Consider the following 21,716-nt stretch of genomic DNA (forward strand, 5'->3'; position numbering starts at 1 on the left):
CAAGTTGCATAATGAAGATGCACGTGAAAAACGTATAAATCAAATATTGATGATAGGTATATATATTATGCTGGGTGTTATATTATTTACGAGCATATTTTACTTAAAAGCAACCAAATCTTATCGACACGCCAGAAATGAAGCGATACAAATTGCAACACAATATGGCAAATTAGATCAAGTTGATGACTTTTATTGGTTCAATCGTAAAAATACTTATTTCTCAGTGGGTGGAAAAGATGCAAAGGGTGACGAAAAATATGTCATCATTGCGCAAAAAGGTGGTAAAGTACAAGTGGTGAATCAAAAAGATGGTTATAATGAAGATGAAATTCGCCAAGTCTTTGCAAAAGTCCATCCAAATCAGACGATATTAAAAACCACTCTTGGTTTTTACAAAAAACACATTGTATGGGAAATCGTTTCTAAACAAAATCAGTATTATTTTTTTGACTTTAAATCTGGTCAAGCAATTGAAAATATTTAAGGTTAATAAATTGTTGGAGAAAAATATATAATAAAAAGGATGAAGAAAATGAAATTATCAACAAAGGTTCAAAATTTAGCTCCGTCAGTAACTTTGCAGGCGGCGGCAAGAGCAAAGGAATTAAAAGCACAAGGTCTAGATGTTCTAAGCTTAACGGTTGGGCAGCCTGATTTTGTCACACCAAAAAATATTGAAGAGGCTGCCATTGCTGCGATTCAATCAGGTGAGGCTAGTTTTTACACCCAGTCTGCAGGTATTCCTGAACTGCGTCAAGCTATCGTCACTTACATGAAGGAAAATTATGGCTTAGATTATTCAATTAATCAAACAATTGTAACTGATGGCGCAAAGTTTGCGTTATATTTGCTCTTCCAAACGATTTTGGATGAAGGGGATGAAGTGATTATCCCTGTTCCTTATTGGGTAAGTTATGCAGAACAAGTACGTTTGGCTTCTGGTGTCCCTGTTTTTGCTAAGACTGATGAAGAAAATGGCTTTAAAGTTACCGTTGAGCACTTGGATGAAGTCTTGACGAAACGTACAAAAGCGATTATCATTAATTCGCCTTCTAATCCAACAGGAATGATTTATTCAAAAGAAGAATTATTAGCGATTGGACAATGGGCGGTTAAAAATAAAGTATTAATTGTTGCAGACGATATCTATGGCCGCTTGATTTATGGTGATAATCAATTCACTTCCATGGCGATGCTAACACCAGAAATCCGTCAAAATACAATTGTGATCAATGGTGTATCTAAAACTTATGCTATGACGGGTTGGCGCATTGGTTTTGCAGTAGGTGATGAAGAAATTATTCAAGGAATGATTCGCCTAGCTAGTCAATCAACAAGTAATCCAACAGCTGTGAGTCAATACGCGGCTGTCGAGGCTTTAACTGGCAGTCAAGCCTCCGTAGAAGAAATGCGTTTGGTTTTTGAAGAAAGATTAAATCGCTTATATCCATTATTGTGTGAAATTCCAGGATTTAAGGTTCAAAAACCACAAGCAGCCTTTTATTTCTTCATTAATATAAGTGAAACCTTACAAAATTGTGGGTATCAAGAAGCTACCAGTTTTGTAGAAGATTTATTAAACGAAGCACATGTTGCTGTTGTGACGGGTGCGGGATTTGGAATGGACCAATATATTCGTATCAGTTATGCAACAGACTGGGCTACTTTAGAAAAAAGTGCACAACGTATCAAAGCATTTGTCGAAAGTAAAATGCAATAGATGCGTTAATATATAATTGTTAGTATAGATTGGAGAGACTCTCGTGAAACAAATTCAAATTGTTGATTCAAAAGAGCACGTTGGGGAAGTTGTCAAGATTGGTGCTTGGGTAGCAAATAAACGCTCAAGTGGTAAAATTGCTTTCTTACAACTAAGAGACGGAACTGCTTATTTTCAAGGAGTAGTAGTTAAAAGTGAAGTGCCTGAAGAAGTATTTCAATTAGCAAAAGGATTAAATCAGGAAACTTCTGTCTGGGTTATTGGTGAAATTAGAGAAGATTCTCGTTCTAAATTTGGTTATGAAATTGGGATTACAGATATTGAAGTGATCGGAGAAAGTCATGAATATCCAATTACACCGAAAGAACACGGAACAGACTTTTTAATGGATCACCGTCATTTATGGCTTCGTTCTTCTAGACAACATGCCATTATGCAAATCCGTAATGAAATTATTCGTGCCTCTTATGAATTTTTCAATAATCATGGTTTTGTAAAAGTAGACCCACCAATTTTAACAGGTTCTGCACCTGAAGGAACGACAGACTTGTTTGAAACCAACTACTTTGATCATAAAGCCTATCTATCTCAATCAGGTCAGCTATATATGGAAGCTGCAGCAATGGCAATGGGGAAAGTCTTCTCATTTGGCCCAACTTTCCGTGCCGAGAAATCAAAAACACGTCGTCATTTGATTGAATTCTGGATGATTGAACCAGAAATGGCCTTTATGCATCAAGAAGAAAGTTTAGAGATTCAAGAACAATATGTTGCATACTTAGTACAAAATGTTTTAGATCATTGTGATTATGCTTTACATGTTTTAGGTCGTGATCGTAGCGTATTAGAAAAATATACCAAATTACCATATGCACGTATTAGCTATGATGAAGCGATTGAACGATTACAAGCAAATGGTTTTGATGACATCAAGTGGGGTGATGATTTTGGTTCACCACATGAAACCTTTATCGCAAATTCATTTGAACAACCAGTATTTATCATGAACTATCCTAAAGCAATCAAACCATTTTATATGAAGCCACATCCAACAAGAGATGATGTTGTTGTGTGTGCCGATTTAATTGCGCCAGAAGGTTATGGTGAAATTATCGGTGGTTCTGAAAGAGCAACGGATTATGATTACTTGTTAGAGCAAATTCGTCAAGCTGGCTTAAATGAAGAAGAATATTCATGGTATCTAGATTTACGTAAATATGGAACTGTACCACACTCCGGTTTTGGTTTAGGTTTAGAACGTACGGTTACATGGATTGCAGGGATTGACCATGTGCGTGAAGCTATTCCATTCCCACGTTTATTAAATCGTATTTATCCATAAAATAGTAATTACCGACTTACACGATGTAGGTCGGTTTTTTGTAGAATAAAGGCGGAAAGATTAAAACTTTCTAAATTATGATTGCCTTTTCTTTATTCATTCGCTACAATAGTCTGGTACGAATAAAATGGAGTTTTGATATGACTTATACAAAAAAAATAAAGCAATATCTAGAAGAAAAAAATCTTTGGGAAGTTTTTTCTTACCTATTCTTTGGCGGTTGTACCTTTGTCGTCAACTTTATTACCTATTTTTTATTCAAAGATTTATTGCATTTTAACTATATTTTGGCAAATTTAATTGCTTGGATACTATCGGTGCTTTTTGCTTATATTACGAACAAGCTATACGTTTTTGAATCTAGAGGAAAAACCTTTGCACAAAATTTAAAAGAATTATTTTTATTTTTTGCTGCACGAATTTTAACATTAGGTTTTGATATGGGTTCATTATCTTTTTGTTTAGAAGTGTTAAAGACAAATGATTTCATTGCAAAATTTGTTTCTCAGTTTATTGTGATTTTATCAAATTATATCTTTAGTAAAATGATTATTTTTAAAAAATCAAAATAGGTTTTAAAATCAAAATGTATCGTGTATAATAAAACAAGTTAAGTATATGAAGGAGGCGTAGATTTGAATTCAACAAATCAACCAGAGAAGCCGACGTCTAACAATCCATCTACGAATCAGGATAATCGCTCGCAGATGAGTAGAACTTCTGCGACTGCTCGTGCAAAACAGAAGAAGGAACGCCGAATGAATCGACGCAATACAGAAGACCGCATCGTAAATAAAATAGTTACGATCGTTGTTGTTGTATTAGTCTTGATTATATCGATTTTAGGATTTACAGTCTTCCGCTATATCCAATCGAGTCTAAATCCGCTAGATCCACAAAGTAATAAAAAGATAGAAATTACGATTCCAACAGGCTCATCTAATAAACAAATTGGTGAAATATTAGAAAAGGGTCACATTATTAAGAGTGGTTTAGTTTTTAATTACTATACTAAGTTTAATAATTTAACTGGTTTTCAAGCTGGAACTTATAAATTAAGTCCAAGTATGACGCTCGATGGGATTAGTAAGAAGTTACAAGGTGGTAATGGTTTAAGTGTGGCCGATGCGAAGTTGACGATTCCTGAAGGTTTTACAATTGAACAAATAGCAGATAAGTTGGCGGATAAAACGAAATTAGATAAAAAAGACTTTCTCGCTTTGATGAAAGATGATCAATTCTTCCAAGAGATGCAAGCCAAATATCCTAAATTATTAGAATCTGCGGCTAGTGCTACGGATGTTCGTTATCGTTTAGAGGGTTATTTATTCCCTGCAACTTATGATTATCTCAATAAAATGACTTTGAAAGATTTAGTGGCACAAATGATTGCCAAGACAGATTCGGTCATGCAAAATTATTATGATACTATTGCGGCAAAAAATATGACGGTTCAACAAGTGTTAACCTTAGCTTCTTTAGTCGAAAAAGAAGGTGTCAGTGATGTTGATCGTAAAAATATTGCACAAGTATTTTATAATCGTCTAGCACAAAATATGCCATTACAATCTGATATTTCTGTGCTATATGCATTGAACGAAACGAAAGAAACTGTTACAATTAAGGACACTCAAACAGATTCACCATATAATTTATATTTGAATACAGGATATGGACCTGGACCATTTAATAACCCAGGAGAAAAGGCGATTCAAGCAGTCTTAAATCCGATTCAAAATGATTATCTATACTTTGTTGCTGATGTGAAAACAGGCCAAGTATATTTTGCTAAAACATTAGAAGAACATAATGTTTTAGTTGAAAAATATGTGAATTAATAATATCCAATGATGTATAATAAAGGAGAATTATAGATGGTAGAAAAAGTATATCCAATGACACAAGAAGGAAAAGAAAAATTAGAGCGTGAATTAGAAGAACTAAAAACAGTGAAACGCGGCGAAATCATTGAACGTATTAAAATTGCGCGTAGTTTTGGCGACTTATCTGAAAACTCTGAGTATGAATCTGCAAAAGACGAACAAGCTTTTGTGGAAGGCCGCATCACTACTTTAGAAAATATGATTCGTTTTGCACAAATTATTGATAATGATAATGTTGCTCAAGATGAAGTTTCAATTGGTAAAACAGTTGTCTTTAAAGAGTTGCCTGACGGAGAAGAAGAAGAATACACTATTGTCGGAAGTGCTGAATCTGATCCTTTTGCTGGTAAAATTTCCAATGATTCACCTATTGCACAAGCTTTAATCGGTAAAAAAGTGAATGATGAAGTAAATATTTCAACACCAGGTGGCGACTTCTTGGTTAAAATTGTTTCTGTGAAATAGTAATGATTAAAGGGTACTATCGCTAGTCGATGGTACCTTTCTATATTATAAGGAGGTATGCAGTTGAAACTTAGTGCCTGGCGTTTTTTCTTTATTGTCAATATTTTACTATTGATTCTTTCTATCTGGCAAATTGTGGAAGATTCCGGTTTGACTGTAATCTTAATTTTAGGAACTTTAAGCTTATTTTTACACTACTTACGTCGGAAAAAAGGGAAAAATACAAACTTGCTATTATGGTTGGGAATTGTTCTCATCTTTATTAGCCTGATTAATAGTTATGCCTTTTGGTTAATGTTAGTCTTTATTGTCTTATTTATCGGGATTAAAGGCTTTGAAATCATTGACCTGGATTATGAGAATCTATTGTTTTGGCGAAAAAAAAATATCATTATGGTCCAAACAAAAGAACCAAGTGAAGAAAAGGAATTTATCAGTAAAAAAAGCTACATTGGGACTCAAATGATTGGTAATGAAGTTTTTGAATTTGATGACATTAATTTAACGATTTTTGTCGGTGATTCAATTATTGATTTAGGAAATACGATTTTACCTAAGGGCAAAAATGTCATCGTATTGCGCAAAGGCTTTGGTCGTACTCGGATTTTAGTACCGCATGGCATCCAAATTGATATTTTACATGAGGCATTCCGTGGTGAATTTCATTTCCAACAATATCATTATTCGCTAAATGCTGAGGAAGTAAAAATCCATGATATGAAATATGCTGAAAGTGAACGAAAGATTAAAATTATTTCTAATGTAATTATGGGTGATTTAGAGGTGATTCGCGTATGAATAGATCTAAAATTCTTCGCTGGGTTGCTTACCTTTCATTAACTTTCTTTTTGAGCTTCATTTTTGTTCTATTTGCTTATTTTTTTGCTCAAGGGAATAAGCAATGGATGTTAAGGATATTGTCTGCAAAGATATTATTTGTGCCTATTATTGTTTATATTGCGTTATTAGCCATTCTATTAGCAATCGCAATGTGTTTAATCTATTTTTTTAAGCAAAAAGGTTTATTAGACCCAATTGAACAACAAGTCAAAAAAATAAAGGAAGCACGTGTTGATGAATTTCAACCTTTAGCTTTTAATAAATTAACTAAAGTTGAAAATTATCATCAAAAAGAGATTATTGAAGGCTTAAACGAAATTCAAAAGCAAATTCAGACAATGACGTTGGATTTGCAGACAGAGCATCAAAAACAAGAATTACTCGATGGCGAAAGTAAAGAGGAAATTCTTGAAAATGAACGTCATCGCTTGGCTAGAGAACTTCATGATTCTGTTTCACAACAATTATTTGCTGCGATGATGATTATGTCTGCATTAAATGAAACCATTGATCGAGGAGAAAGTATCACGAACTTTTCTAAACAGATTCAAATGGTTGCTAAAATATTATCCATGGCTCAATCTGAGATGCGAGCTTTGTTATTACATTTAAGACCGATTAATTTGGAAGGACGTAGCTTAAAACAAGGGATTGAACAATTATTAGTAGAGCTTCAATCAAAAGTTGAATTGAAGATAATCTATGATGTAGAGGAAGTGTCCATTCAACCTTCTATTGAAAACGAGTTATTCCGTGTGGTGCAAGAGCTATTATCTAATACTTTGCGCCATGCTAAAGCTTCTGAACTTGAACTTTATTTAAATCAATCAGCAAATCAATTGGTTTTAAGAATACAAGATGATGGCGTAGGCTTTGATACTTCCAAGAAAAAAGCTGGGAGTTATGGCTTGTTAAACGTGAAGGAGCGTATTTCGAGTGTCGGCGGTACAGTTAAAATTATTAGTATTCCAAATCAAGGTACAAGCATTGAAATAAAAATACCTTTAATTGATAATGAGGTGAGGAAATGATTAAAGTATTACTAGTTGATGATCATGAAATGGTTCGTCTAGGTGTTTCGACTTATTTGAGTATTCAACCTGATATTGAAGTTGTTGGGGAAGCAAGCGATGGGCAAGAAGGGGTAGAAAAAGCCCTATCACTTCGTCCTGATGTTATTCTGATGGATTTAGTCATGGATAATATGGACGGTATTACAGCAACGAAAGAAATTTTAGCACAATGGCCGCAAGCAAAAATATTGATTGTCACGAGCTACATTGATGATGAAAAAGTATTTCCTGCCATTCAAGCCGGGGCGAGTGGTTACTTATTAAAAACATCTTCAGCACAGGAAATTGCTGAAGCAGTTCGTAAAACGATTGTTGGCGAAAGGGTAATTGAAGAAGAAGTCAGTGAAAAAATTCAAAACCAAGATTATGCCAATCAATACTTTTTATATGAAGAGTTAACCAATCGGGAACGTGAAGTCTTGGATTTGATTGCGCAAGGTAAAAGTAATCAAGAAATCGCAGAAATACTGTTTATTACATTGAAAACTGTTAAAACACATGTATCGAATATTTTAGCTAAATTAGGTGTGGAAGATCGCACACAAGCAGCAATCTATGCATTTAAACATGGCTTGGTAAAGTAAGAAAGAAGGTATCATAAAGGTGAAACAAAATTATGCAATCATTGGGTTAGGTCGTTTTGGTGGCAGTATTTGTCGTACTTTGGTAGAATCAGGTCAAGAAGTTTTAGCCATCGATTCCAATGAAGAACGTGTAAATGAATATATGAATATCGCAACGCATGCAGTTGTAGGAAATGCGCAAGATGAAAGTACATTGCGTTCTTTAGGGATTCGTAACTTTGATCATGTCATAGTTGCTATTGGTGAGGATATCCAAGCTAGTATTTTAGTGACATTAATGGTTAAAGAAATGGGCGTTCCCAATGTTTTGGCTAAAGCACAAAATGAATATCACGCAAAAGTACTAGAGCGTGTTGGAGCTGATCGTGTGGTCCATCCTGAACGTGATATGGGGGTAAGAATTGCGCATAACTTAGTCTCAAGAAATATTTTAGATTTTATTGAACTATCTGATGAGTTTTCGTTGGCAGAGATTAAAGTATCTAATCCTAAATTCTTTAATAAATCCCTTATCGAAGTGAATTTCCGTCAACGATTTGGCTTAACAGTTGTTGCTATTCGTCGTGCGGATGGTCAAGTGGTTGTTTCACCGCCTGCTAACGAAATTGTCTGCGAAAATGATAATTTGTTAGTCATCGGTAGTACTGTAAACGTTGATAATCTTGATGAAAAACTTAATGATTAGGAGGTTTTTTGATGGAATTAACGATTTCACCAAAAGCACATGAATGGTTTAAAAAGGAGATTATCCTAAATCCTGGACAAGGCATCCGTTTTTTTGGAAAAGTCTATGGTAGTACCCCGGTTCATGAAGGGTTTTCAGTTGGGATGAGTGTCGATACACCAAGTCGACCTTTAGTTCAAGTTACTGTAGATGATTTCACTTATTTTGTTGAAGAAGATGATCAGTGGTTTTTTGATGGCTATCAGTTAGTCGTGAATTATGATGAAAAATTAGATGAGCCATCCTATGAGTTTATTAATTAAAAAAAATCGTTTCTATTCCTCTTATTTAGAAGAATAGAAACGATTTTTATTTTAGCTTTATTTTTGTTTCATCCTTTAAAGCTTGCGTAAAAATAAAGAAACTTCCCAAGGTAATAAACAATCCTGTATCAAATTCAGGATAAATAAAACTGATGATAAGTGACAATAAGACTGGCAGACTAGCACAAGCAATCATCATTTTTAAATTGTCGAGAAAACCATTTTTACAACGAATCATATGACTGTAAATGTTGCCAATCAGTGCAACTATAAAGATATTAATTGCTAAATTGACAAAAGCTGGATATAAAACAAGTAAGATAATCAATCCATACATCCAGATTGGAAATTGACTGTTTTTTACTTCTTGTTTGATTTGTTGACTGGTGATACCATCTAATATTGGATTGTTGTAGGAAATGGCTAACTTGTTACCGCCTAATAAATTACTTGTTAGCTCTGTACTAGGAAATCCAATTAATAGTTCATCTTTGGTTAATCCAGCACTAATAAAATTTCCCAGGCGATCATTGATGATTTCCTTTTTGGTTCGTTTAGCCTCAGGATCAAATGTAAAGATGACGGTATCTGTTTGATAGATAAAGCCTTTTTCATTTTCATTGTGTAGTTGCAGCTCACCATTTTTAATACTGAAATCAGGCAAGTGTGAAACAATTGTTAGGCTATCTTGTTTAATTGAATGGAAAACTTCTTTTACCTGAGCGGCTAAAGGTAAGGCCATTACTAGACTTAATAGAAGTAAATAGCTAATAAGCTTGCCAAAGGGTAATTTTTTAACCTCTTTTATTTGATTGAAATGAATCATTGAATCTTTCAATATTTGAATCATTCTGTATAAAAACTCCTCAATTAATTTATTGTTAATATTTTACCTAAGTTTATCCAAATTAACAAGCATTAGCTGCTTAAAATCAATAAATACAATATAAAATTAAGTTTTATGAGCATATGTTTTGCGCTATTTCACAAGTTTTGATACGCTTAGTATGTAAACAATTCTAGGAGGTCTTGAATATGACTTATCAATTACCAAAATTACCTTACGCTTATGATGCATTAGTACCTACAATCGATGAAGAAACAATGCATCTACATCATGAAAAACATCATAAAACCTATTTAACAAATTTAAATGCGGCTTTAGAAAAACATCCAGAGTTGCCAGAAAAATCTATTGAAGACTTATTAGCTGGTATCAATGAAGTGCCTGCTGATATTCGCCAAGCTGTTATTAATAATGGTGGTGGACACGCAAACCATTCATTCTTCTGGAAAATTATGACGCCAAACGGTCAAGGTGCGCCTGTGGGTGAATTAAAAGCTGCTATTGACGAAACTTTTGGTAGCTTCGATGAATTCAAGGCACAATTTAAAGCTGCTGCGGCTAGTCGTTTTGGTTCAGGTTGGGCTTGGTTAGTTGTCGACAATGGTAAATTAGCTATTATTTCTACTGCGAACCAAGATTCACCATTAATGGAAGGCAAAACACCAGTTGTTGGGCTTGACGTTTGGGAACATGCTTATTACTTAAATTATCATAATGTTCGTCCTAACTACATCGATGCCTTTTGGAATGTTGTAAACTGGGAACAAGCCAACGAAAATTATTTAGCTGCAAAATAATTGATTTGAAATACTAAGTGGGAGGCTAAGCAAAAGTAGCCTCTCACTTTTTTATTTCTATTTAAGTAAATTGTACTAAAATAGGCTGTTCAAATGTTTTGGCTTATGTTAAAATGAAACCGCTATTAAAATTGTATTAATCGATTTGGAGTGATTAGAATGGATGATATCTTAGCTTTACAAAATGGTTCTGATATTCGCGGCATTGCGATGTCAACAGATGAATTAAAAGCGAACCTAACACCAATTCAAGCCATGATGGTTGCACAAGGAATATTAAATTGGTATGCTGATAAAATTGGTCAAATTCCTACAAAATTAACAATTGGTCTTGGGTGTGACAGTCGTTTAACTGGTCCAAGTCTCAAACAAGCCATGATTGATACCTTTATTGATTATGGAGTAGAAGTGATTGATTTTGGTATGGCTACGACACCCGCGATGTTTATGGCGACTCAATTTGAACAGTTTGCATGTGATGTTTCAGTGATGTTGACGGCTAGCCATTTACCTTATTATTATAATGGAATTAAAATTTTTACCAACCAAGGGGGCGTGGAAAAAGCAGATATTCAAAATATTCTAGCGCTTAGTCAATCAAAGGTTTCCTATAGTCTAAGTCAAGGTACTACTCGCTTAGAAGATTTGATCACACCATATGCCAGATTTTTAGTGCAAAAAATTCAAAACGCAACGAAGCAAGAACAGCCGCTTTCAGGTTTACATATTTTAGTAGATGCAGGAAATGGTGCAGGTGGCTTCTTTGCAGAAAAGGTGCTACAAATTTTAGGTGCTGATACTTCGGGTTCACAGTTCTTAAATCCAGATGGTCATTTTCCTAACCATATTCCAAATCCTGATAATAAAGAAGCAATGACTAGTATTCGTCAAGCTGTATTAGCAAATCATGCAGATTTAGGAGTTATTTTTGATACCGATGTTGACCGCAGTGCACTAGTTACAAAGAATGGGACTTTTTTAAATCGTAATAATTTGATTGCTGTTTTAAGTCAAATGATTATTCAAGAACATCCCGGTACTAGTATTGTCACAAACTCACCGACTAGCAGTCATTTAAAAGTTTTTATTGAATCACTCGGTGGCCATCAAGTACGCTACATTTCAGGTTATCGCAATGTGATTAATAAGGCGATTGATTTAAATAAAGAAGGGATTGATTGTCAACTCGCAATTGAGACAAGCGGACATGCAGCATTCAAAGAAAATTATTTCTTAGATGATGGTGCCTATGTGATTGCTAAAGTATTAATGCTTTTACCTAAATTAGTAGCAGAAAATCGCGCTCTAGATGATTTGATTACAGATTTAAAACAACCTGCAGAAACGCTAGAAGTACGCTTTAAACTAGAAGTTGCAGATTTTAAACAGCTAGGACTAGAAGTCATTCAATATTTCCAAGAGATTAAGATTCCAGGCTTTATAATTGACTTAGAAAATCATGAAGGCGTTCGTTTTAATTTAAGAGATAGTTATGGAGATGGTTGGTTTTTACTTCGTCTTAGTTTACATGAACCATTACTTGTCTTGCAGATAGAAAATGATGTTGCTGGTTTGATGCCTGTTGTATTGAAACAAATTCATGAACTAATGAATCACTTTCCAAAGGTGAATCAAGATAAATTATTAGCACATCTATAAATTTAACTTGCGAACGTTTTCAGTTGTGGTATAATCTTACCGAGACAGTTTTTTTGTCTGAATGAAATTTTGGAGGTTTTTCTTTCATGGAACACGGAACAGTAAAATGGTTCAATAATGAAAAAGGTTTTGGCTTTATTACAAACGATCAAGGAGAAGACGTTTTTGTACACTTTTCTGCGATTCAATCAGAAGGCTATAAATCATTAGAAGAAGGACAAGAAGTATCTTTTACAATTGTTGAAGGTGCGCGTGGTCCGCAAGCAGCCGAAGTTGTTAAATTATAATTATTACTATTTTTTTAATGAGAATGGTGGATAAGTTAATGATGGCTTATCTATCATTCTCGTTTTTAAGTGGTCAGCTTTATTTAAAAACATTGCGAATATTTCTTTTTCTTTAAATTTTTGTAATAAAATTTGTGAGGTATTGCTCAACTATGTAAGTTATGGCAAAATCTATGTGATGTGTACCTTAAATATTGTAGGGAGATATCAAGAAAATCCCGTAGTTTTCTTTTATTAAATACCAATTTTTAAGGTATTTTTATTTTAGAGGTGTATTATGAAATTATATCAAAAAATTATTATTGCAATATTAGGAGTGATTGCAGTTGTTGTAACTAGTGCGACGGTTTGGGCTACTTTTGCCTACAAAGATGCCAATGCTACTTTTAATGCAATTAGTAAAAAGATTGAACGTGCAACTTCGCCAAAACGAGAAAAGGCCATTAGTTATGAAGATCGTGATCCAATTACGATTGCTTTACTTGGACTTGATACTGGTGGGCTAGGACGTACTGAACAAGGTCGTAGTGACACGATGATGATTGTTACGCTTAATCCCAGACAGAAAAAAACTACAGTAGTAAGTATTGACCGTGATATTTATACTAAAATCGTTGGCTACGATACTTATGATAAATTAAATCATGCTTATGCTTTTGGTGGCGTAAAGATGTCTTTAAATTCCATTGAATATTTATTAGATGTCCCAATTGATCATTATATTGCCATTAACTTTACTGGTTTAAGTGATTTAATCGATGCAGTGGGTGGTATCACTGTAGACAATAAGATTGATTTTACACTTGATGGTGTGCACGTTCCTAAAGGCAAACATCATTTAAATGGTGAATCTGGATTAGCCTATGCTCGGATGCGTTATGAAGATCCAGAAGGGGATATTGGTCGTCAGCGTCGTCAACGTGAAGTCGTAACTAAAATTGTTAATAAAGTCATTGGTTTAGATGGTGTTACTAAGTATAAAAAGATTCTAAAAGCAGTTGAAGATAATTGTTCAACGAATCTATCTTGGGACCAATTGATGGATATTTCTAAAAACTATGTGCCAGCCTTAGATAATATTAAGAGTTATCAATTGAGTGGGATTGAGCCTGACTGGATGAGTGATGTCTATTATCAAGTGGTCGGAAAACACCGTTTATTAAATATTCAAAATTTAATCAAATCTGAGCTTGGACTACCAACTAGATCAGAATTACCGATTTCTGATGGATATTCGGATGGTTATATTGAAAAACAATTATATGATGATGAAGATGAGCCTTTAGTCGATGATGATACTGCTAAAAAAAGTTCAACTGAAAGTTCTTCAGATTCTTCAGAGCAAACGACTGATGAAGTTTATGATAGCAATGGTTATCAAGAGGATGGCAGTGATTATCAAGTAGAAGCACAAAACATTGCAACAAACGAATGATTAAAAAGCAATCTAGATTAATCTCTAGGTTGCTTTTATTTTGCTTTAACTCTAGATAACAATTTTTGCTAATATTTTAGCTGATTTTCATCTTTTTTGCTGTAAATATGATAGAATATAAAGATATGAAACGAATGTTGTAAACTTTTTTTAAAAGTTGTGTGACATTTGGCTATCCGAATATATTTTAGGGTAGAATAGAAGAGCAAGTTCATTTCAAGGAGCGTTTTATTTTGAAAAACATAAAGAAATCTCATATTCCTTTTAGATTAAATTTTTTATACTTTTTAATTTTTATTCTTTTTGTTGCATTGATTTCTCGCCTAGGTGTGCTTCAATTGGCGAATAATGATAAATATACGGGTAAAATTAATGCTTTAAGTACAATCGAAGTTTCCGAAAGTGCGCCTAGAGGCAGTATCTATGACTCTGAAAAGACGTTATTAGTGACTAATTCTGCTTCTCCTTCAATCACTTTTACACGTGGTGTTAATATGTCTGCGGCTGAGATTTTAAATTTGGCTACAAAACTTAGCCAATATATAGATATGCCGATTGATGTTAATTTGACAGATCGTGATAAAAGAGATTTTTATTTAGCTGATAAAAATCATTTAAAGCAGATTCAAAACCAATTAACAAAAAAGGAAAAAGGGTTGGATAACAGCAAGCAATATGCACGAATGGTTGATTTAGTCCCTGCTGATCAGCTGAATTTTGATGATACTCAACTTAAAATTGCTACTATTTTTAAAAAGATGAATGCATCCCAATCACTTAGCACGGTTTATGTTAAAAATGAAGGAGTGACTGATCAAGAATTAGCTGTGGTGGCGGAACATGCGACTGATTTACCAGGAATATCTACAGGAAATGACTGGAACCGTGAAATTCTTGCACAAAGTAGTTTAAAGAGTTTGATTGGTAAAGTCTCTACAGAAAAACAAGGGTTACCAGCTGAAGAAGTCGATAGCTATCTGAAAAAAGGGTATGCTCGTAATGACCGTGTAGGAACTAGTTTTATTGAAAAAAGCTACGAAGAGTACTTACAGGGTAAAAAATCAAAATATGAAATTTCTGTTGACGGTAAAGGAAATATCACCAGTAAAAAAGAGGTTTCAACCGGTGCGAAAGGGGATAATGTTGTTCTATCCATTAATGCTAAATTCCAGGAAAAAGTGGATGAAATCTTAAAACGTAACTATCAATCATTGGTAGACAGTGGTTTTGCAACTTATTCCCCAGGGATTTATGCTGTTGTAATGAATCCAAATAACGGTGGCATTTTGGCCATGAGTGGGTATTATCATGAAATTGCTTCTAAATCAATTGAAGAGAACGCCATTGGAACGTACATGAATGCTTTTGTACCAGGATCTGTCGTCAAAGCAGGTACTCTAACAGCGGGATGGCAAAAAGGGGTTATTTCTGGAAATCAGACTTTACTGGATGAGCCTATTTATATTCAAGGTACGGCACCTAAAACCTCTATTTTCAACCGTTCTGGCTATGCAAATATGAATTTAACTGCTGAAAAAGCTTTAGAAATTTCATCTAACAGTTATATGATGAAAGTTGCTTTAAAATTAATGGGCATTGAATATCAATATAATATCAGTTTACCGCTCATTAAAAACCAAGCCTCAGCCTATGAAGCTTTGCGTAATGCCTTTGCCTCTTATGGAATGGGCGTGAAGACTGGTATTGATTTACCAAAAGAAAGTAGTGGGATTCAACCAAGCATTGATCAATTATCTGAAAAAAATAATGACGGTGGTAAAATTCTAGACTTGGCTTTTGGTCAGTTTGATACTTATACTACGATGCAATTGGCACAATATGTCGCAACGATTGCTAATGGTGGAAATCGTATTGAACCGCATATCGTCGAAGCAATCTATAACAATAATGCAGAAGGTGAACTAGGCGATAAAGTGAAAGAGATTAAAGGTAAAGTCTTAAATAAAGTCGATATTACAGATGAACAATTAAATATTATTCGTAGTGGATTTTATGATGCTGTTCACGGGACAAATGCTTTCACTACGGCAACGGCTTTAAGAAGTGCTAAAATGGATTTAGCGGCTAAGACAGGGACAGCTGAAACAACGGTTACTGATAATGGTAAATTGATTGATGTCGTGAACTTAAATGTGGTTGCTTATGGGCCAACCGATGATGCTCAAGTTTGTTTGGCGGTAATGATTCCGCAATTAGATGAAAAAGCTGGACATCCGAACTTAACAGTAGCCAAGGAAATTATTGATGCATATGTTGATACCTATCATGTGAAGTAGGAGTGATTTTTTGAAAGAGTTAAAAGTTGAAGGTCTAACGAAAACTTATGGCGAAAAGATTTTATTCAATCAACTATCCTTTTTGATACATGAAAAAGATCGAATCGGACTCATTGGGGTAAATGGTACTGGTAAAAGTAGTTTGTTATCGATTCTAGCAGGGATAGATTTTGCTGATGGTGATCAAGAAGTTTTTACTAAGCCTAATGATTATACGATTGGTTATTTATCTCAAGAAACGAGTTTTCCAGATGAATTAACAGTGTTGGATGTAATTTTTAAAGGGGATAGTAAACAAGTTCAGGCGGTTAAGGAGTATGAAAATTCCTTGTTCTTACTCAATCAGCAGCCTAATCTAGCCAGTGCGCAACAACGTTTTACCCAGGCTGAACAAAAGATGAATGAATTAGACGCCTGGCAAGTAGATACGAATGCGAAGATTGTCTTAAGTAAACTTGGCATTTATGATTTACAGCAAACATTTGGCTCATTATCAGGGGGACAACAAAAACGCGTTGGATTAGCCCAAGTCTTAATCGATGAACCTGACTTGTTACTTCTAGATGAACCAACGAACCATCTTGATTATGAGGTTATTTCCTGGTTAGAAAATTATTTAGCGCAATATAAAGGGGCTCTTGTTGTGATTACCCATGACAGGTACTTTTTAGATCGCGTAGCCAATCGTATTTTTGAATTAGCTCATGGTCAATTAACGGAGTATATCGGTAATTATGAGTCTTATGTGAGCCAACGTGCAGAATTAGACCGTATTGCGCAAGACCAAGAAAATAAACGAATACAATTGTATAAGCAAGAACTGGCTTGGATGCGAGCTGGGGCCAAAGCTAGAACAACTAAACAGCAAGCCCGAATCAATCGTTTTGAAAACTTGAAAGAAAATCTACATCAAGTACAAACAAAAGAATCGATTGAAATGAATTTAGCGACAACTCGTTTAGGCAAAAAGGTATTGGAACTCAAACATGCGAGTCTTACACTTGGCGAACAGACATTATTCTCAGATTTAGATTTATTGATTCAGTCAAAAGAACGTCTAGGAATTACGGGAAAAAATGGTGCGGGTAAATCAAGTCTTTTAAATGTGTTGGCTAGTCGCTTAGCTTTAACGAATGGGGAATTGATTGTTGGAGAGACCGTCCGCTTAGCTTATTATACACAGCAAAATGAGGAAATGGATCCTAACAAACGGATGATTGCCTATTTACAAGAATACGCTGAAGAAGCGCGCTTAGCCAATGGTAGTAGTATGAGTGTCGCTGAATTATTAGAACGGTTTTTATTCCCTCGTTATACGCATGGGACACTTATTGGCAAGCTATCTGGTGGAGAAAAACGACGTCTGTACTTGCTGCGCTTGTTATTGCAACAGCCTAATGTACTTTTGCTTGATGAACCAACCAATGATTTAGATATTGAAACATTAACTATTTTGGAAGATTATTTACAACAATTTCCAGGAGCTGTAATTACTGTTTCTCATGATCGCTACTTCCTAGATAAAGTAGCCGAAAAGCAATTAATTTTTAATGGTGAGGGTCAGCTTGAATTTTATTATGGTAAAATTTCAGATTATTTGGATGAACAAACACAAACTGTCGCAGCTAAAAATCAACTAACTATCAAACAAGAGGCTACACCATCTCCTCAAAAGGAAAAGGTGAAAAAGAAACTAACTTATATGGAGCAAAAAGAGTGGGAGACAATTGAAGAAGAAATCGCTACTCTAGAAGAAACCATTCGTCTAATAGAATCTGAAATGCTTACTTGTGGTGATGATTTTACTCGTCTGCAAGATTTGCAAAAACAGTTAGATGAAAATCAAAGCCAATTAGATGAAAAATATGAACGTTGGGAATATTTAAGTGAATTTGCCAATGATTAAGAGGTGGAGAAAGTGAAACAATATCTGGATTTAGGACATAAAATATTAAATGAAGGACATATCAAAAATGACCGTACCAACACAGGAACTAAGAGCATTTTTGGTTATCAAATGCGGTTTGATCTAGCTGCTGGTTTTCCTTTATTAACAACGAAGCGTGTTCCTTTTGGATTGATTAAAAGTGAATTATTATGGTTTTTAAAAGGCGATACCAATATTCGTTTTCTTTTAGCGCATAATAATCATATTTGGGATGAATGGGCCTTTAAAAATTATGTTGAAAGTCCAGATTATCAAGGACCTGATATGACTGATTTTGGGCGTCGTTGTTTAGTTGATGAAGCATTTAATCAAGTCTATCAAGCGCAACTTGCAGATTTTTACCAACGCATTTTAACGGACGATGCTTTTGCACAAAAATTTGGTGATTTAGGGAAGGTATATGGCTATCAATGGCGTCACTGGCAAACAAGTCGTGGGGAAGTCATTGACCAAATCAGCGACGTAATCGAACAAATTAAAAATACACCAGATTCTAGAAGATTGATTGTATCAGCTTGGAATCCTGAAGATATTCCTTCGATGGCTTTACCACCTTGTCATACATTATTCCAATTTTATGTGGCAGATGGTAAATTGAGTTGCCAATTATATCAAAGAAGTGGGGATGTTTTTCTAGGTGTGCCATTTAATATTGCTAGTTATGCTTTACTGACCCATTTGATTGCTCACCAAACCGGATTACAAGTCGGTGAATTTATTCATACGCTGGGAGATGCCCATCTTTATAGTAATCATTTTGAGCAAATGCAAGAGCAACTTTCACGTACGCCACGTGCTTTGCCTAAATTGTGGTTAAATCCAGATAAGAAAGATATTTTTGATTTTACGATGGAGGACATCAAAATAGAAGGTTATGATCCTTATCCAACCATCAAAGCACCAATTGCTGTATAGAAAAAACATCTAGGACGTCTCCTAGATGTTTTTTATGTGTAGTACAAAACGGAAAAGTATATTAAAATTGCGCCTAACATGACAAAAAGATGCCAAACTACATGCATAAATCTAACATTCTTTAGGCTATAGAAGAAAGCACCGATTGTATAGGAAATACCACCTAATGCTAATAACCACGTGCCGATGGTTCCAAGACTATTTACGAGCGGTTTAAAGGCAATGACACAAAGCCAACCCATGATAATATAAACTATGGTTGAAAAGTGTGAAAGCTGTTTTACTTTATGCAAAGTAATTGACTTATATACGATACCGATGATTGCGATAAGCCAAATCAAGGCAAACAGTAACCAACCCAGCCAACCTTTAATGCTTAATAAACAAAACGGTGTATAACTGCCAGCAATCAGTAGAAAAATCGAATCATGATCAAATACTTGAAAAACTTTCCGTGCTTTCGTAAAAATCAAGCTATGAAAAAGGGTAGAAAATAAAAAGAGTAAAATCATGGTCGAACCATAGATAGCATAACTCACGATATGAATGGCCGAACCTAACTTTGCACCTTTTACTAACAGAATGACTAAACCTGCAATGCTTAGGCCAAAACCTATTCCATGGGTGATAGCATTGAAGATTTCGTTAACAATTAAATATCTTTTGCTAAAATTTTTATTTTCCATCAAAATTCACTCTCCTTATCATGAAATAGATGAAAACAATAAAATTTTCTGTTATACTATTCGTATAGTTATTATTTTACCCTAATTGCTGTCAAAATAATAGTAGTATTTAAAAGAGAGTGGATGGATTCATGAAAAAATTAAAAATTGTTACGGATTCTTCATGTACGATGGAGATTTCAACACGTGATGATTTAGATATTCACGTAATGCCATTGTCAGTTATGATTGATGGAGTGATTTATGCAGATGACGACCAATTACCTGGAGAAGTCTTCATGGAAAAAATGGCTGCAAGTCACGAATTACCTAAAACTAGCCAACCGCCAATTGGACAATTTGTAGAATTATATGATCAGTTAGGTGCTGATGGTTCGGATATTTTATCAATTCACATGTCAAAAGGACTGAGTGGAACAGTTGAAGCTGCTAGACAAGCTAGTCAACTTTCAAAGGCTAATGTTGTGGTACTTGATTCTGATACCACAGACCAAGGTTTATCTTTCCAAGTGATTCGTGCAGCTCAATTAGCTAAAGAAGGTAAAACTTTAGATGAAGTATTGCCAATTGTAGAAGATATCCAAAGTAAAACCAAATTATATATTGGTGTTTCAACATTGGATAATCTGGTTAAAGGTGGCCGTATTTCGCGCGCGAAGGGTTTAATTTCAAGCTTTTTAAATGTGCGCATCGTTATGAGTTTTGAACATGGTGAGCTCAAGCCAGTCATTAAAGGTCGCGGTGCCAAAACTTTTAGTAAGTGGTTCGAAGACTTTTTGTCAGAAATCGCTCAAATTCCAAATATCAAACAAATTGGTATTTCCTATGCAGGAAGTCATGAGCAAATCGCACGTTTTAAAGAAGAGTTGCAAGCTAGATTTCCTAAAATGCATATACCATTTTTGCATACTACCCCAATTATTGCCACGCATACTGGTCCTGGAGCATTTGCAATTATGTATTATTATGAATAGTTTTAAGATGAGGTTGCTTTCAAGTGCCTCATCTTTTTAACAGAATTAGGTGAAAATCAGCATGAAAAATTCAGTAAAATATTTTCTTTTTATGGGAATCATTTTCTTATTTGCAAGTGTCTGCTTTTTTAAATTGATTCCTAAACAGCCGGCGATGCTAAAAAATGATGCAACACCAACAAATCAAGAAATACGCAGATTGAATTATGTTGCTTTAGGGGATTCTCTTACAGAAGGAGTCGGGGATGACACACATAAAGGCGGCTTTGTTCCAATTGTGGCTGATTTGTTACAAAATAAGTATCAGTTAACCAGTATTGAATTTGATAATTTTGGTAAAGCTGGCGATCGAAGTGATCAGATTCTTAAACGTTTAAGAAAGAATGAGAAAATGCAAAAAACGCTAAGCTCGGCCAATATCATTACACTGACTTGTGGTGGTAATGATCTATTAAAAGTGATTCGCGAGCATATTTTTAGTTTGAAAGAAAAGACTTTTGTTAAGCCTCAAAAGCAATATCAAAAACAATTGACACAACTGATTCAAGAAATTCGCAAGTACAATCCTAAAGCTCCTATCTATCTTTTAGGAATCTATAATCCATTTTATTTGAATTTCCCTGAATTTACACAAATGCAAGAGATTGTGACAAATTGGAATGATGCAAGTCAACAAACGGTAGCTACATTTAAGAAAGTCTATTTCATTCCTATTAATGATGTTTTATTTAAAGGGGATGATTCACAAGTAGGAATTGTGGATAATCAGCAAGACCAAACTGGCACAACGAGTTCGACTGCAGATGAAAATAAGACTCAAACATCGAAGCCTAAAGCAGTGATTGTTAATGAGTTGTTATCAGATGAAGATCGCTTTCATCCAAATAATGTGGGGTATCAATTAATGGCTAAAGCTGTGATGGATGAACTTAGCAAAACCAAAACACTCTGGTATCCTGAGGTAGGTGATTAGT

General features: G+C 34.6%; 22 protein-coding genes. 20 read left to right on the forward strand and 2 right to left on the reverse strand.

The genetic code is table 11. From position 1 onward, the window contains the following. The first annotated feature begins 4 nt into the window (after positions 1 to 4). From I567_RS08985 to I567_RS09035, 11 genes are all read left to right on the forward strand, one after another. The gene (locus I567_RS08985) at positions 5 to 487 is read left to right on the forward strand and encodes a cell wall elongation regulator TseB-like domain-containing protein (RefSeq protein ID WP_016251907.1); all 483 of its coding nucleotides are present in this window, start codon (positions 5 to 7) and stop codon (positions 485 to 487) included. Between the two features lie 48 nt (positions 488 to 535). Beyond that, a complete protein-coding gene (locus I567_RS08990) occupies positions 536 to 1,723 on the forward strand; it encodes a pyridoxal phosphate-dependent aminotransferase (RefSeq protein WP_016251908.1) in 1,188 nt (395 codons plus the stop codon). 43 nt (positions 1,724 to 1,766) lie between these two features. Continuing rightward, positions 1,767 to 3,065 (forward strand): asparagine--tRNA ligase, encoded by a 1,299-nt coding sequence (asnS, locus tag I567_RS08995; protein WP_016251909.1) that lies wholly within the window; start codon positions 1,767 to 1,769, stop codon positions 3,063 to 3,065. Between the two features lie 140 nt (positions 3,066 to 3,205). Further along, positions 3,206 to 3,637, forward strand: a complete 432-nt coding sequence (locus tag I567_RS09000; protein WP_016251910.1) for a GtrA family protein — start codon at positions 3,206 to 3,208, stop codon at positions 3,635 to 3,637. Positions 3,638 to 3,772: 135 nt separating this feature from the next. Next, positions 3,773 to 4,903, forward strand: a complete 1,131-nt coding sequence (mltG, locus tag I567_RS09005) for an endolytic transglycosylase MltG (protein ID WP_026209907.1) — start codon at positions 3,773 to 3,775, stop codon at positions 4,901 to 4,903. A 36-nt stretch (positions 4,904 to 4,939) separates the two neighbouring features. Further along, on the forward strand, positions 4,940 to 5,413 hold the full coding sequence (gene greA / locus I567_RS09010) for a transcription elongation factor GreA (protein ID WP_016251912.1): 474 nt from the start codon (positions 4,940 to 4,942) through the stop codon (positions 5,411 to 5,413). A gap of 57 nt (positions 5,414 to 5,470) precedes the next feature. Continuing rightward, positions 5,471 to 6,211, forward strand: a complete 741-nt coding sequence (gene liaF / locus I567_RS09015) for a cell wall-active antibiotics response protein LiaF (RefSeq protein WP_034863642.1) — start codon at positions 5,471 to 5,473, stop codon at positions 6,209 to 6,211. Next, the gene (locus tag I567_RS09020) at positions 6,208 to 7,284 is read left to right on the forward strand and encodes a sensor histidine kinase (protein ID WP_016251914.1); all 1,077 of its coding nucleotides are present in this window, start codon (positions 6,208 to 6,210) and stop codon (positions 7,282 to 7,284) included. The genes liaF and I567_RS09020 overlap by 4 nt, the downstream gene beginning before the upstream one ends. Beyond that, a complete protein-coding gene (locus tag I567_RS09025) occupies positions 7,281 to 7,910 on the forward strand; it encodes a response regulator transcription factor (protein ID WP_016251915.1) in 630 nt (209 codons plus the stop codon). Before I567_RS09020 ends, I567_RS09025 begins: the two co-directional genes overlap by 4 nt. Positions 7,911 to 7,929: 19 nt before the next feature. Beyond that, on the forward strand, positions 7,930 to 8,595 hold the full coding sequence (locus tag I567_RS09030) for a potassium channel family protein (RefSeq protein ID WP_016251916.1): 666 nt from the start codon (positions 7,930 to 7,932) through the stop codon (positions 8,593 to 8,595). An 11-nt stretch (positions 8,596 to 8,606) separates the two neighbouring features. Then, positions 8,607 to 8,897 carry a HesB/YadR/YfhF family protein gene (locus I567_RS09035; RefSeq protein ID WP_016251917.1) on the forward strand — a complete coding sequence of 97 codons (291 nt, stop codon included), beginning with the start codon at positions 8,607 to 8,609 and terminating at the stop codon, positions 8,895 to 8,897. Positions 8,898 to 8,943: 46 nt separating this feature from the next. Here I567_RS09035 and I567_RS09040 read toward each other — a convergent pair whose 3' ends face one another. Then, complete coding sequence (locus I567_RS09040; protein WP_016251918.1) at positions 8,944 to 9,747, reverse strand: DUF1189 family protein; 804 nt, start codon at positions 9,745 to 9,747, stop codon at positions 8,944 to 8,946. A 185-nt stretch (positions 9,748 to 9,932) separates the two neighbouring features. On the opposite strand from I567_RS09040, the gene I567_RS09045 reads away from it, so the two are divergent. The 7 genes from I567_RS09045 (at position 9,933) to I567_RS09075 (ending at position 19,082) form a co-directional block, all read left to right on the forward strand. Further along, positions 9,933 to 10,541 (forward strand): superoxide dismutase, encoded by a 609-nt coding sequence (locus tag I567_RS09045; protein WP_016251919.1) that lies wholly within the window; start codon positions 9,933 to 9,935, stop codon positions 10,539 to 10,541. A gap of 159 nt (positions 10,542 to 10,700) precedes the next feature. Further along, on the forward strand, positions 10,701 to 12,200 hold the full coding sequence (locus I567_RS09050) for a phosphohexomutase domain-containing protein (protein ID WP_016251920.1): 1,500 nt from the start codon (positions 10,701 to 10,703) through the stop codon (positions 12,198 to 12,200). Positions 12,201 to 12,286: 86 nt separating this feature from the next. Next, positions 12,287 to 12,487 carry a cold-shock protein gene (locus I567_RS09055; protein ID WP_016251921.1) on the forward strand — a complete coding sequence of 67 codons (201 nt, stop codon included), beginning with the start codon at positions 12,287 to 12,289 and terminating at the stop codon, positions 12,485 to 12,487. A 277-nt stretch (positions 12,488 to 12,764) separates the two neighbouring features. Beyond that, a complete protein-coding gene (locus I567_RS09060; protein ID WP_016251922.1) occupies positions 12,765 to 13,922 on the forward strand; it encodes an LCP family glycopolymer transferase in 1,158 nt (385 codons plus the stop codon). Between the two features lie 233 nt (positions 13,923 to 14,155). Continuing rightward, complete coding sequence (locus I567_RS09065) at positions 14,156 to 16,219, forward strand: peptidoglycan D,D-transpeptidase FtsI family protein (RefSeq protein WP_016251923.1); 2,064 nt, start codon at positions 14,156 to 14,158, stop codon at positions 16,217 to 16,219. A 10-nt stretch (positions 16,220 to 16,229) separates the two neighbouring features. Beyond that, complete coding sequence (locus I567_RS09070) at positions 16,230 to 18,125, forward strand: ABC-F family ATP-binding cassette domain-containing protein (protein WP_016251924.1); 1,896 nt, start codon at positions 16,230 to 16,232, stop codon at positions 18,123 to 18,125. A gap of 12 nt (positions 18,126 to 18,137) precedes the next feature. Beyond that, positions 18,138 to 19,082 (forward strand): thymidylate synthase, encoded by a 945-nt coding sequence (locus I567_RS09075; protein ID WP_016251925.1) that lies wholly within the window; start codon positions 18,138 to 18,140, stop codon positions 19,080 to 19,082. Between the two features lie 32 nt (positions 19,083 to 19,114). On the opposite strand, the gene trhA is transcribed toward I567_RS09075, so the two are convergent. Then, on the reverse strand, positions 19,115 to 19,768 hold the full coding sequence (gene trhA / locus I567_RS09080) for a PAQR family membrane homeostasis protein TrhA (RefSeq protein ID WP_016251926.1): 654 nt from the start codon (positions 19,766 to 19,768) through the stop codon (positions 19,115 to 19,117). 131 nt (positions 19,769 to 19,899) lie between these two features. Between trhA and I567_RS09085 the strand changes: the two genes are divergently transcribed. Together I567_RS09085 and I567_RS09090 are read left to right on the forward strand one after the other, a co-directional pair. After that, positions 19,900 to 20,742 carry a DegV family protein gene (locus I567_RS09085; RefSeq protein ID WP_016251927.1) on the forward strand — a complete coding sequence of 281 codons (843 nt, stop codon included), beginning with the start codon at positions 19,900 to 19,902 and terminating at the stop codon, positions 20,740 to 20,742. Between the two features lie 61 nt (positions 20,743 to 20,803). Beyond that, positions 20,804 to 21,715 carry an SGNH/GDSL hydrolase family protein gene (locus I567_RS09090; protein ID WP_016251928.1) on the forward strand — a complete coding sequence of 304 codons (912 nt, stop codon included), beginning with the start codon at positions 20,804 to 20,806 and terminating at the stop codon, positions 21,713 to 21,715. The last annotated feature ends 1 nt before the right edge of the window (position 21,716 follow it).

The sequence above is a fragment of the Enterococcus cecorum DSM 20682 = ATCC 43198 genome, from assembly GCF_000407565.1.
GTDB classification, from domain to species: domain Bacteria; phylum Bacillota; class Bacilli; order Lactobacillales; family Enterococcaceae; genus Enterococcus_E; species Enterococcus_E cecorum.